Genomic DNA, 12863 nt, shown 5'->3' on the forward strand with positions numbered 1-12863 from the left:
CCCCACATTTCGCAATGCCCCAGAGCCACGGCCATGTCGGACCGTGGCTCGTTCTTTTGTCGAAGGAACGCCAATGAAATTCCGTTTTCCGATCGTCATCATCGACGAGGACTTCCGCTCCGAAAATATCTCGGGATCCGGGATTCGCTCCTTGGCGGAGGCTATCGAAGCCGAGGGCATGGAGGTCAACGGTCTCACCAGCTACGGTGATCTGACCTCGTTCGCGCAGCAGGCGAGCCGTGCGTCGAGCTTCATTCTGTCCATCGACGACGATGAGTTCGGCACGTTCTCCAGCGAGGCGGGCGGCGAAGGCGAGGGCGAACTGGCGCTGGCCATCATCAACCTGCGTGCCTTCGTGCAGGAAGTGCGTCGTCGCAATCCGGATATTCCGATTTTCCTGTACGGTGAGACGCGCACGTCGCGCCATATCCCGAACGACATTCTGCGCGAGCTGCACGGCTTCATTCACATGTTCGAAGACACGCCGGAGTTCGTGGCGCGTCACATCATTCGTGAGGCCAAGTCATACCTCGACTCGCTGCCGCCGCCGTTCTTCCGCTCGCTCACGCATTACGCCGCCGACGGCTCGTACTCGTGGCATTGCCCGGGGCACTCGGGCGGCGTGGCGTTCCTGAAGAGTCCGGTCGGTCAGATGTTCCACCAGTTCTTCGGTGAAAACATGCTGCGCGCGGACGTTTGCAACGCCGTGGAAGAACTCGGCCAGCTGCTCGACCACAATGGGCCGGTGGGGGCGTCGGAGCGCAACGCGGCGCGCATTTTCAATGCCGATCACCTCTTCTTCGTGACGAACGGCACGTCGACGTCGAACAAGATCGTCTGGCATGCGACCGTTGCGCCGGGCGACATCGTCGTGGTCGACCGCAACTGCCACAAGTCGATCCTGCACGCGATCACCATGACGGGCGCGGTGCCGGTGTTCCTCACGCCGACGCGCAACCACCTCGGCATCATCGGCCCGATCCCGAAGTCGGAATTCGAGCCGGAAGTCATTCGCGCCAAGATCGAAGCGAACCCGTTCGCGCGTGAAGTGCTGGAGCGCGACCCGAACGCCAAGCCGCGTATTCTGACGATCACGCAGAGCACGTATGACGGCGTGATTTACAACGTCGAAATGATCAAGGACGTGCTGGGCAACAACATCGATACGCTGCATTTCGACGAAGCCTGGCTGCCGCACGCCGCGTTCCACGAGTTTTACCGCGACATGCATGCCATCGGCGAAGGCCGTCCGCGCTCGTCGGAAGCGACGATTTACGCCACGCACTCCACGCACAAGCTGCTCGCCGGTATTTCGCAGGCGTCGCAGATCGTGGTGCAGGACTCGGACGCCCGCACGTTCGACACGTACCGATTCAATGAGGCGTATCTGATGCACACGTCGACCTCGCCACAGTACGCGATCATCGCGTCCTGCGACGTGGCCGCGGCCATGATGGAGCCGCCGGGCGGCACGGCGCTGGTCGAAGAGTCCATCGTCGAAGCGCTCGACTTCCGCCGCGCCATGCGCAAGGTGGATCAGGAATACGGCGACTCCTGGTGGTTCTCGGTCTGGGGCCCGGAGAATCTGGGCGACGAGGGCACGATTCAGCGCGAAGACTGGGTGCTGCGGGCCAACGACCGCTGGCACGGCTTCGGCGATCTGGCCGACGGCTTCAACATGCTCGACCCGATCAAGGCGACGATCATCACGCCGGGACTCGACGTGGACGGCGAGTTCGGCGAGAGCGGCATCCCGGCGGCGATCGTCACCAAGTATCTGGCCGAGCACGGCATCATCGTGGAGAAGACGGGGCTGTATTCGTTCTTCATCATGTTCACCATCGGCATCACCAAGGGCCGCTGGAACTCGATGCTGACCGAGTTGCAGCAGTTCAAGGACGACTACGATCACAATCGTCCGCTGTGGCGTGTGCTGCCGGAGTTCGTGGCGCAATTCCCGCGCTACGAGCGTATCGGCCTGCGTGACCTGTGCGATCAGATCCACAGTGTCTACAAGGCGAACGACGTGGCGCGCGTAACGACCGAGATGTACCTCTCGGACATGCAGCCCGCCATGAAGCCGACGGACGCTTTCTCGAAGCTCGCGCACCGCCAGATCGACCGGGTGCCGATCGACGAACTGGAAGGCCGCGTGACGAGCGTGCTCCTCACGCCGTACCCCCCGGGCATTCCGCTGCTGATTCCGGGCGAGCGTTTCAATGCCGCGATCATCGAGTACCTGCGCTTTGCACGCGACTTCAACGAGCGCTTCCCTGGCTTCCATACCGACATCCACGGTCTGGTGGTCGAAGAGGTCGACGGGCGTCCCGAGTACTTCGTGGACTGCGTGCGTCAGTAACCTCCAGTAACGGCGGCATGGCAGGCGTGAGGCGGGCGGCTCGTGCCGCTCGTGCCGCTGCGGTCGCGCGGCGATCGGGCTCATCGGACGGCCCCGTGTGAATGCACGGGGCCGTTTTGTTTTCGCGGCATCGTGAGGCGGAGGCGGCCGGGCGCCGCGCGAGGCGGTATATACGCGCTTTGCCGATGTCGGTATTTCAATTCGCGCTCATACGCGCGCTGCGTTGTCCGACGTATTCACCGTGGCGACCCACGATCTCCGGTGAAAACACGCCAACATCGTTGAAATCGAAGTGGTGCGACGCAAAGCGCAAGTTTTGTGTTGCGGCTCGATTTAGATAAAGTTGGGATATTTCCCACGGATTCGCGGGATGCCGATTGCTACACTCATCGCACTTTTTGTCGCGGGGAAATGCATGGAAATCACCAGAGAATTGGCGTTCGGCACGTACGGCACGCTCGTATGCGCCACGCTGGTGCTGTTGCTCGGACGCAAGCTGGTCGAATGGTTTGGGCCGTTGCGCACGTACAGCATCCCGGAACCGGTGGCCGCCGGGTTGCTGGTCGCCCTGGGGGCGCTCACCCTGCGTGAGTTTGCCGGCGTCGAATTGAAGTTCGACACGACGTTGCAGGGGCCGCTGATGCTGGCGTTCTTCGCGACCATTGGCTTGTCGGCCAATCTCGCGAGCCTGAAGGCCGGCGGCAAGCGGCTGGTGCTGTTTCTGGGCATCGTGGCCGCGATGCTCGTCATGCAGAACGCGATCGGGCTGGGACTGGCGATGTCGATGGGACTGCCGCCGGGCGTCGGGTTGCTCGGCGGGTCGATCACGCTCGCGGGCGGGCATGGCACGGGCGCCGCGTGGGGGGAGACGCTCACGTCGCGCTACGGCGTGCAGTCGGCGCTCGAAATCGCGATGGCCTGCGCAACGTTCGGGCTGGTGCTTGGCGGCCTGCTGGGCGGGCCGGTGGCGCGTTATCTGGTCGGCCGCCTGGCACGTGCGGGCGACGGTGCGCCCGGCGCCCATGCCGCCGGCGACGCAGCCCCGGAAGGCTTCGAGCAACCGCACACGGTGCGCCTCATCACGGCGCAGGCGCTGATCGAGACGGTGGCAATGATCGCCATCTGCCTGCTCGGCGGAGAAATCGTCGCGCGCATGCTCTCGGAATCTGCATTCGAATTGCCGACGTTCGTCTGTGTGCTCTTCACTGGCGTGGTCGTGCGTAACGTGTTGTCGCTGGTCGGCTACGAGGTCTTCGAGCGCTCGCTCTCGGTGCTTGGCAACGTCAGCCTGTCGCTCTTTCTCGCGATGGCACTCATGGCACTGCGACTGTGGGATCTCTCGACGCTCGCCTTGCCCATCATCGTGATTCTGGTCGTGCAGGCGGTGGCGATGGCTGCATTCGCGATCTTCGTGACGTTCAGGGTGATGGGGCGCAACTACGATGCGGCGGTGCTGGCCGCGGGGCACTGCGGCTTCGGACTGGGCGCGACGCCCACGGCGATTGCCAACATGCAGGCGGTGACCGAGCGTTTCGGCCCGTCGCATATCGCGTTCCTGATCGTGCCGATGGTCGGCGCGTTCTTCATCGACATTCTCAACGCGCTGGTCATCAAGGGATTTCTGTCGCTGCCGGTGTTCTGAGCGCCTGAACGCAACGGTGCCTGCCGCAGGTCGATCACATGAAAATTGCCACCCGAGGGTGGCAATTTTCATTGGCGGGGACGACGCGAGCGCGCTTACTTCGCGAGCTTGGCGCGTGCGGCCGCGATGGCGCGCTGTACTTGCGCGGGCGCCGTACCGCCGATGTGGTTACGGCTGGCGACCGAGCCTTCGAGCGTGAGGTATTCGAAGACGTCTTCGCCGACGAGCGGCGAGAACTTCTGCAACTCGGCCAGCGACAGGTCGGCCAGATCGATGTCGCGATCCGAGCAGATCTTCACGGCGTGTGCGACGATCTCGTGGGCGTCGCGAAACGGCAGGCCTTTCTTCACCAGATAGTCGGCCAGATCGGTGGCCGTCGAGAAACCTTGCAGCGCGGCGTTGCGCATGTTGGCTTCGCGCACCTTGATGCCTGGCACCATGTCGGCGAAGATCCGCAGCGTGTCGATCACGGTGTCGACCGTATCGAACAACGGTTCCTTGTCTTCCTGATTGTCCTTGTTGTACGCGAGCGGCTGGCCTTTCATCAGCGTGAGCAGGGCGATCAGATGGCCGTTCACGCGGCCGGTCTTGCCCCGCGCGAGCTCGGGCACGTCCGGGTTCTTCTTTTGCGGCATGATCGAGCTGCCCGTGCAGAAACGGTCGGCCAGATCGATGAATCCCACGCGCGGGCTCATCCACAGCACCAGTTCTTCCGAGAAGCGGGAGACGTGCGTCATCACGAGTGCGGCGGCGGCGGTGAATTCGATGGCGAAGTCGCGATCCGAAACGGCGTCGAGCGAATTCGTGCAGACCTCTTCAAAGCCGAGCGTGGCGGCCACGCGCTCGCGATCGATCGAGTAGCTGGTGCCGGCCAGCGCCGCGGCGCCCAAGGGCAGACGGTTCACGCGGCGGCGCACGTCGAGCATGCGCTCGGCATCGCGGCTGAACATCTCGAAGTACGCCATCAGGTGATGGCCGAACGTCACCGGCTGGGCGACCTGAAGGTGGGTAAAGCCGGGCAGGATTGTCGCGCTGTGCTGGTCGGCCAGATCGAGCAGCGCACGGCGCAGGTCGCCGAGATGTCTGCCGATGCGGTCGATTTCGCTGCGCAGCCACAGGCGGATGTCGGTGGCCACCTGATCGTTGCGCGAGCGGCCGGTATGCAGACGCTTGCCGGCGTCGCCGATCAGCGCGGTCAGGCGCGCTTCGATGTTGAGGTGAACGTCTTCGAGATCCAGTTGCCACTCGAACTGACCGCCTTCGATCTCGCTGCGGATCTGCGCCATGCCGCGCTGAATGTCGGCCAGGTCCTGGGCACTGATGATGCCCTGTGCGGCCAGCATGTCGGCGTGAGCGAGCGAACCCTCGATGTCGAACAGCGCGAGTCGCTTGTCGAAGAACACCGACGCGGTATAGCGCTTGACGAGATCGGAAACGGGTTCGGAAAAGCGTGCCGACCAGGCTTCGCCTTTCTTGTGGAGTTGGGAGGTCATTTTCGTAGCGTGGCTAGTCGTGGGGCCCGTTCAGGCCCGTTGGCGCAAACCGTGGCAGAGCACGGCAAACCGCAATTATACAACCCCGGCGAGTGCGCCATGACTGCCCGCGGGCCGGGGGGCGGCAGGCGGCAAGCGTCGTTACCGCCCCCCGGTTCACCTGGAAGCCATGGAAAGTGTCCAGACGCGCGGCGGCGCCGACAGACATAGCCCGGAAGTCGCTTCGTCGAATGCCGCGCGTTGCAGCGCTTCCAGCTTGGCCGTTCGGGCGATGCGCTCGCGTGCCTGATGGATGCGCGCCAATCGCGATGGATCGTCGGGCAGCGCGCACAGACGCCCGAGATCGTGCATCAGCGACGTGCCCAGTTTGTCGAGCGCGGGACGCAACCGGGTCACCAGATCGACGGGTTCGCCCGGTGCACTGCCATCGCGCATCCAGCGAGCCAGCAAGGCCGTCTGCACCAGCTTGCCCGCCTCGATCTGGAGACGGAAGAAGGTGCGCGCCTGCGCGGGCGTCAGGCCGAACTGGGCTGCGCGCTCGCCCACGCTGTCGAGCAGCGCCTGCTCGCGAGGCGTGTCCTGCACCGGTTTGCCCGATGCAAACTTGTTGCGCGCCACCGCCTCGCTGATCGCCAGCCGCTCGAGAATGCCGTTCATCAGCGGGTCCAGCACGGGATCGACGACGGGCCGCGGTTTCGCGGGATGGGCAGGCGCGCCGGCCATCGCCTGAGATACGAGACGTACCGCGAAGCCGCGCACACCGTGAGGCGCTGCGGCCAGCGGATGAACGATGGAAGCGCCTGTCGTACCGATGTCCCGATCCGGCAAGGCGGTGTCCCCCGGGCCTGCACGCGCGCCCACGCAGAACGTAAGAAGCGTGGAGGTGACGAGTAGCGCTATCCGTCGTGTGAAGGTTGTGCGTCCAGTGCGTGTGTTGGCATCGGCTTGCATGATGGATTGGCCCCCGGCAGCCATCGTGTCGAATGCGTCGAAATATACCGTCCTATCCGTCGACTGTCGTTGGGCAGATTCCCAAGGGGGCGATGGAACGCCCCTTGGAAGCCCGCCTGCCGGCGCGTTCAGCCCGTATTGCGCAAGCCCGCGGCAATGCCGTTGATGGACAGATGGATGCCGCGGCGCGCACGCTCGTCCGACTCACCGGCGCGATGCCGGCGCAGCAACTCGACTTGCAAGTGGTTGAGCGGGTCGAGGTACGGGAAGCGGTTCTTGATGGACCGGGCGAGCAGCGGATTGTCCGCCAAACGCTCTTCGTGACCGGTGATCATCGCGAGCGCCTGCGACGTGCTTTGCCACTCGGCGACGATGCGATCGAACACGCGCTTGCGCAACTTTTCGTCCGGCACCAGTTCGGCGTAACGCGACGCCACCGCCAGATCCGTCTTGGCAAGCACCATGTCCATGTTCGAGAGCAGGTTCGCGAAGAACGGCCAGCGCTTGACCATCTGACGCAGCGTATCGAGTCGCTTGTCGCGATCGGCCTCATCCGCCTTGTTCGCCTTCTTTGCGTTGCTGCCATCGCCTTTGAGATAAGCGCTCACCGCACTGCCGAAGCCATACCAGCCGGTCAGCAGCAAACGGCACTGGCCCCACGAGAAGCCCCACGGAATGGCGCGCAGGTCTTCGATACGGCGATGCTTCGGATCGGAGAACTTGCGCGATGCCGGACGCGAGCCGATGTTGAGCTCCGCGATCTCCGCAATCGGCGTGGCCGAGAAGAAGTAGTCGGTGAAGCCGGGTGTCTCGTACACGAGGTCGCGATACGCGGCAAATGCCGTATCGGAGAGCGACTGCATGACGGCCTCGTAGGCGGCCAGACGCGGCGGTTGATTGCGGCTCGGCAGCAGCGTCGCTTCAAGCGTCGCAGCGACGATGGTCTCCAGATTGCGGCGTCCGATTTCCGGGTTGGCAAACTTGCTCGCGATGATTTCGCCTTGCTCCGTGAGACGGATCTGGCCGTTCACCGTGCCCGGCGGCTGCGACAGAATCGCTTGATAGGTCGGGCCGCCGCCGCGTCCGACGGTGCCGCCCCGGCCGTGGAACAGGCGCAGGCGAATGCCCTTTTCCTCGAACAGGCGCACCAGCGCGAGTTCGGCCTTGTAAAGCTCCCAGTTGGACGTGAGGAAGCCGCCGTCCTTGTTGCTGTCGGAGTAGCCGAGCATGACCTCCTGCTCGCCGCCCTGCGCGGTCACGACGCCGGACATGCCCGGAATGTCGAAGAACTCGCGCATGATGACCGGCGCGTTGCGCAAGTCGGCAATCGTCTCGAACAGCGGAATGACCATCGCGCCGACCTTCGGCTCGACAGCCTTGTTGCCCGCGCCGCTCTCATGTTCGAGGGCGCCCCGAAAGAGTCCGGTCTCCTTTTGCAGCAGCATCACTTCGACCAGATCGCTCACCGTTTCCGTGTGCGAAATGATGTAGTTGCGTACCGCCCGCGTGCCGAAGCGCGCGCGGATGTCGCGCGCCGCCGCGAATACGGCGAGTTCATCGCGCGTACGCTGCGAGTAATCGAGGTACGGCGAGAAGAGCGGTCGCGCCTCGCGCAGTTCGCGCAGCAGCAACGCGAGCTTCTCATGCTCGTCGAGCTTCGCGTAATTCGCTTCGACGCCGGCCTTGGCGAACAACTCCGCGATGACCGCTTCGTGAACGTCCGAGCTTTGACGCAGGTCGATGCTCGCGAGGTGAAAGCCGAACACTTCGGCTGCCCGCACGAGCGGTCCCAGGCGCTGCGAAACCAGCGCGCCGCCGTGGTGCGCCATGAGCGACGCAACGACCGTATTCAGGTCGGAAATGAACTCGCTGACATCCAGATACGGCGTGGCATCGCCCACGGCGCCGCGATGTGGCACATGGCCGACCCATTCGCGCGCGGTCGCCGCCAGTCGCGCGTACACGCCGATGAGTGCGCGTCGATAGGGTTCGTCGGTACGGTGCGGGGAGTCGTCGGGCGAGCGCCGCGCGAGCGTGAGCAACGCGTCGCTGGCCCCGGCGAGCAGTTGCGAGACCGATAGTTCCGCGCCCAGCAAGTGCACTTGTTCGAGGTAGTGCGCGAAGATTTCCGTCGCCTGGCGCGTAATTGCCAGTTGCAGCGTCTGCGCAGTCACGTTCGGGTTGCCGTCGCGATCGCCGCCGATCCAGCTGCCCATTTGCAGGAAGCGCCCGAGGCCTTCGGAGCGTACGCTGGGTACGGCGTCGTGCAGTTCGGCGGCGACGTCGTCGTACAGCGCGGGAATTTCGGAAAGGAACGTGCTGCGGTAGTACGACAGCGCGTTCTCGATTTCGTCTGCCACCGTCAGGCGCGAACTGCGCAGCATGCGCGTTTGCCATAGCGTGGTGACGTAGGCGCGCATCGATTCGGTGTTGCGTGACGATTCGCGCTCGGTGAGGGCGTCGTCGCGATGTTCCAGCAGGCGCGCGATTTCGCGCTCGGCGTCGAGAATGCTCTTGCGCTGGACTTCGGTCGGGTGCGCGGTGAGCACCGGCACGATGAGAGCGCTGGCGAAGAAGGCTTGCAGCGTGGCGGGATCGTCGCGGCCGGCATCCTTCAGGCTTTGCAGGGCGGCGCTCAGGCTGCCGGGCTGGGGGCGGCTGCCCGCGAGCGCGTGCACGCGGCGGCGGCGGTTGTGATGACGATCCTCGGCGATGTTCGCCAGATGCGAGAAGTAGCTGAACGCCCGCACGACCTGGATGGCGTGCTCGTTGGTCAGGCCGTTGAGCAGTTTGTCCAGTGCCCTCGCGGCGCTGCGGTCGCCTTCGCGGTGAAAGCGCACGGCGTTCTGGCGAATCGTCTCGACCAGATCGAAGGCGTCGCTGCCTTGTTGCTCGCGCAGCACGTCTCCGAGCAGACGGCCGAGGAAGCGGATGTCCTCGCGCAGCGGGGCGTCCTTGTCTTCACGCGAGCGGCGGGGCCGGGACTGGAGCGCCGCAACGGCCGATGCGGACTTGTCCGCCCCGTTGGGCGTCGCCCCGGGCCGCGACTGACGGGCAGTACGCGACGGGATGGACGGTGTGGATGGGGGGGCTGTCACCGCGGCTGCTGCTTTCGCGGGTGACGTCTTGCCGACCGACTTGGCCAGACCCTCTTTCGGGGCTTTTGCCTTTGCGCTGCTCTTCATGTCGCTCCTCTCGCGACCCGCCGTTCGGGCCGGTCAAGCGTGTTACCATTTTTTCTTTTGGTCTTCACGCGGTTGCTGAATGAACTTCGCTTCTCCTGAAACCCTGGTGATCGCATCGCGCGAGAGCCGCCTTGCCATGTGGCAAGCCGAACACGTGCGTGACGCGCTGCACAAATTATATCCGCAGTGTCACGTGAGTATTCTCGGAATGACCACTCGTGGTGACCAGATTCTCGACCGGTCGCTCGCCAAGGTCGGCGGCAAGGGGTTGTTCGTCAAGGAACTCGAACTGGCGCTGGCCGACGGCCGTGCCGATCTCGCCGTCCATTCCCTGAAAGACGTGCCGATGCAGTTGCCCGACGGTTTCGCGCTGGCCGCCGTGATGGAGCGTGAAGACCCGTGCGACGCTTTCGTCAGCAACGACTACGACAGCCTGGATGCCTTGCCGGCCGGGGCGGTCGTCGGGACGTCGAGCCTGCGCCGCGAAGTCAGCCTGCGCGAGCGCTATCCGCATCTGAAAGTCGCCCCGTTGCGCGGCAATCTCGACACACGTCTGGGCAAGCTCGACCGGGGCGATTTCGCCGCCATCATTCTGGCTGCAGCGGGCCTCAAGCGCCTTGGGCTGGGCTCGCGCATCCGCGCCGTGATTCCGGCCGATGCGAGCCTGCCGGCCGCCGGGCAGGGCGCCCTCGGCATCGAGGTGCGCGCCGGGCGTCCCGAAATCCTGCAATGGCTCGCACCGTTGCAGGATGCCAACACTACGCTGGCCGTTAGCGCCGAACGGGCGGTCTCGCGAGCCTTGGGCGGATCGTGTCAGGTGCCGCTGGGCGCCTACGCCGAATTTTCCGCGCAAGGCGATCTGGCGCTGCGCGCTTTCATCGCGTCGACGGACGGTGCCACGGTACTCCGCGCACAGGGCGCCGCCCGGGTCGCGCCGGGCGATGTGGCCGGTGCCGAGGCGCTGGGCCGGCAGGTGGCGCAGGAACTGATCGATGCCGGCGGGCTGGCATTGGTGCCGCCGTCCGCGCCGAAGGACGCCGTTTGACGCCGCGCGTGCCCACTTCACCGGATCCTGCGGACTCACCGGACTCATCGAACGCTCCGGCCGTCCCGGAGGCCCCGGCTGCCCCGGACGTTGCGGCGCGTGCGGTGGCCGCACCGGTCGCGCCGTGCGCGATCCTCACGCGTCCGGAGGGGCAGGCCGACTCGCTCGCCCGTGCGCTGAACGCCGAGGGCATCGACGCCCTCGAATTCCCCTTGCTGGATATCGCACCGCAAGCCGATCCTGCGGCATTGGCGGCGCTCGACGGCGCCTTGCGTTCGCTCCCCGCGTATGCGCTGGCAATATTCGTCTCGCCCAACGCCGTGGCGCATGCTTTGGCGCGGCTGGTGCATCTGCATTCGCCGGACAATGCCGCGGCGGGAGACGATCCCGATGCCGAAGTCACCGGGGGCAGTGCTGGCGCACATTGGCCCGGTAGGCTGCCCGTTGCGGTGGTCGGCCCAGGAAGCGCCCAGGCGTTGGCGCACGCGGGGATCGCACCGCCGTCGCACCGTGTGATCGCGCCGCCGGGCGGGCCGCAGGCGCGCTTCGACTCCGAAGCGCTGCTGGCGCAACTCGATCTGCCCTCGCTTGCCGGCCGGCGTGTGCTGCTCGTGCGTGGCGACGGCGGGCGGGAGCTGCTGGCCGACACGCTACGCGCCAACGGCGCGCAACTCGACATCGTGAGTGCCTACACACGTCGCGCCCCGGTCCCGGACACGGCCGCCTGGGCGGCGCTCGAAGCCCGGCTTGCATTGCCGGAGCGCTGTGCATGGGTGCTGACGAGTTCCGAAGCGGTGCGCCATCTCGCCACGCTGCTCGCGGCACGCTACGGCACCCGCGAAGGCGTCCACACCCCGGGCACCCCGCAGGTGCTCGCACAAATCCTCGCGGCACCGTGCTTTACTTCGCATACCCGCATCGCGGATGCCGCGCGTTGCGCGGGGTTTGATAGGATTACGCAGTGCGCGCCCGGTGACGAGAACTTGCTGGCCGCACTCAAAACATGGGCGGATCCCATTCAAGTCAAGCATGACGACAGATAATCGCGTTCCAGAGTCTTCCCAGAACCCGTCGGCGTCGACCGGCCCGACGGCGAATTCAACCGCGGCCGGTGGTGCGACGTACAGCACCGCAGGCAGCCCGCCCGCGTGGCAACCGCCCGAACCGCCGCAGAAGCGCCGCGGCTCGGGCGCGGCGCTGCCATGGCTGCTCTTCGTACTTGTGTCGGCGGGGGCCGGCATCGGCGGCTGGTCGCTCAACCAGAAGCTCGACCGCGTGCAGCAGGAAATGGCGCGCCGTCAGCAGGCGGGCGACTCGCAGGTCATGCAGGCACAGGTCCGTACCGCGCAGGCGCTCGACAACCAACGCGACCTTCAGAACCGGCTCACGGCGCTCGAGGGCCGTGTGTCCGACTCGCGCAGCCAGCAGGCCGCGCTCGAACAGCTCTATCAGGAACTCGCGCACAACCGCGACGAATGGGTGCTGGCCGAGACCGAACAGATCGTCACAAGCGCCAATCAACAGTTGCAATTGACGGGTAACGTTCGTGGCGCGCTGATCGCGCTCGAAGGGGCGGACGCCCGGCTCGCACGCACTGGCGCGCCGCAGCTCGCCGGTGTGCGCGACGCACTCAAAAAGGACATCGACCGTCTGAAGGCCGTGCCGGCCGCCGATTTGCCGCAACTCACGGGCAAGCTCGATCAGGCCATTGCCATGATCGACACGCTGCCGTTGCAGGCCGAAGAGCAACGCGCGGTGCCGAAGAGCGACGCGAGCGGGCCGAGCGGTGCGGGCGAAACCGGCTGGGCTGCCACGTGGCACCGCCTGTCCGGGGAGATGCTCGGCAGCCTCAGGCAACTGGTGCAGGTGCGGCGTCTGGACGATCCGGACGTCATGCTCGTGGCGCCCGAGCAGGGGGCCTTCCTGCGCGCGAACCTGAAGTTGCGCCTGCTCAACGCGCGTCTCGCGCTGCTCGCGCGCAACGCGTCGGCGGTGCATAGCGACGTGCAGGTCGCCGAGGCGGCGCTCGACAAGTACTTCGATACCAGGTCGCGCCGTATCGCTGCCGTCAAAACGTTGCTCGATCAGGTCGATTCGGGCTCGCGCACCATCGAACTGCCGACCCTTGACGCCAGCCTGACCGCCATCGGTCGGGTCAAGGACGTCAAGGAAAAGCCGTAAGGAGCCG

At 65.5% G+C, this 12863-nt stretch carries 8 protein-coding genes; 5 read left to right on the plus strand and 3 right to left on the minus strand.

Annotation, left to right across the window (positions count from 1 at the left end; genetic code table 11):
* The first annotated feature begins 73 nt into the window (after positions 1 to 73).
* Together AB870_RS06115 and gltS are read left to right on the plus strand one after the other, a co-directional pair.
* Positions 74 to 2359 carry an arginine/lysine/ornithine decarboxylase gene (locus AB870_RS06115; protein ID WP_047907331.1) on the plus strand — a complete coding sequence of 762 codons (2286 nt, stop codon included), beginning with the start codon at positions 74 to 76 and terminating at the stop codon, positions 2357 to 2359.
* A 415-nt stretch (positions 2360 to 2774) separates the two neighbouring features.
* The gene (gene gltS / locus AB870_RS06120) at positions 2775 to 4001 is read left to right on the plus strand and encodes a sodium/glutamate symporter (RefSeq protein ID WP_047908866.1); all 1227 of its coding nucleotides are present in this window, start codon (positions 2775 to 2777) and stop codon (positions 3999 to 4001) included.
* 95 nt (positions 4002 to 4096) lie between these two features.
* Here gltS and argH read toward each other — a convergent pair whose 3' ends face one another.
* From argH to ppc, 3 genes are all read right to left on the minus strand, one after another.
* Entirely contained in the window at positions 4097 to 5494 is a 1398-nt protein-coding gene (argH, locus tag AB870_RS06125) for an argininosuccinate lyase (RefSeq protein WP_047907332.1), read from the minus strand.
* Between the two features lie 156 nt (positions 5495 to 5650).
* Complete coding sequence (gene aroQ / locus AB870_RS06130; RefSeq protein ID WP_167362680.1) at positions 5651 to 6322, minus strand: gamma subclass chorismate mutase AroQ; 672 nt, start codon at positions 6320 to 6322, stop codon at positions 5651 to 5653.
* Positions 6323 to 6573: 251 nt separating this feature from the next.
* Entirely contained in the window at positions 6574 to 9630 is a 3057-nt protein-coding gene (gene ppc, locus AB870_RS06135) for a phosphoenolpyruvate carboxylase (RefSeq protein ID WP_047907333.1), read from the minus strand.
* 79 nt (positions 9631 to 9709) lie between these two features.
* Between ppc and hemC the strand changes: the two genes are divergently transcribed.
* The 3 genes from hemC (at position 9710) to AB870_RS25530 (ending at position 12856) form a co-directional block, all read left to right on the plus strand.
* Positions 9710 to 10675 (plus strand): hydroxymethylbilane synthase, encoded by a 966-nt coding sequence (gene hemC, locus AB870_RS06140; protein ID WP_047907334.1) that lies wholly within the window; start codon positions 9710 to 9712, stop codon positions 10673 to 10675.
* Between the two features lie 104 nt (positions 10676 to 10779).
* Positions 10780 to 11718: a uroporphyrinogen-III synthase gene (locus AB870_RS25525; protein WP_053059593.1), complete on the plus strand. Its 939-nt coding sequence runs from the start codon at positions 10780 to 10782 to the stop codon at positions 11716 to 11718.
* Complete coding sequence (locus tag AB870_RS25530; RefSeq protein ID WP_053059594.1) at positions 11705 to 12856, plus strand: uroporphyrinogen-III C-methyltransferase; 1152 nt, start codon at positions 11705 to 11707, stop codon at positions 12854 to 12856. Before AB870_RS25525 ends, AB870_RS25530 begins: the two co-directional genes overlap by 14 nt.
* The last annotated feature ends 7 nt before the right edge of the window (positions 12857 to 12863 follow it).

The sequence above is a fragment of the Pandoraea faecigallinarum genome (assembly GCF_001029105.3).
Lineage (GTDB): Bacteria > Pseudomonadota > Gammaproteobacteria > Burkholderiales > Burkholderiaceae > Pandoraea > Pandoraea faecigallinarum.

Bases quoted from the DNA above. Each gene is read 5' to 3' on its own strand.
- AB870_RS06115 (WP_047907331.1), top strand. From the start codon at position 74: ATGAAATTCCGTTTTCCGATCGTCATCATCGACGAGGACTTCCGCTCC.
- gltS (WP_047908866.1), top strand. From the start codon at position 2,775: ATGGAAATCACCAGAGAATTGGCGTTCGGCACGTACGGCACGCTCGTA.
- argH (WP_047907332.1), bottom strand. From the start codon at position 5,494: ATGACCTCCCAACTCCACAAGAAAGGCGAAGCCTGGTCGGCACGCTTT.
- ppc (WP_047907333.1), bottom strand. From the start codon at position 9,630: ATGAAGAGCAGCGCAAAGGCAAAAGCCCCGAAAGAGGGTCTGGCCAAG.
- hemC (WP_047907334.1), top strand. From the start codon at position 9,710: ATGAACTTCGCTTCTCCTGAAACCCTGGTGATCGCATCGCGCGAGAGC.
- AB870_RS25530 (WP_053059594.1), top strand. From the start codon at position 11,705: ATGACGACAGATAATCGCGTTCCAGAGTCTTCCCAGAACCCGTCGGCG.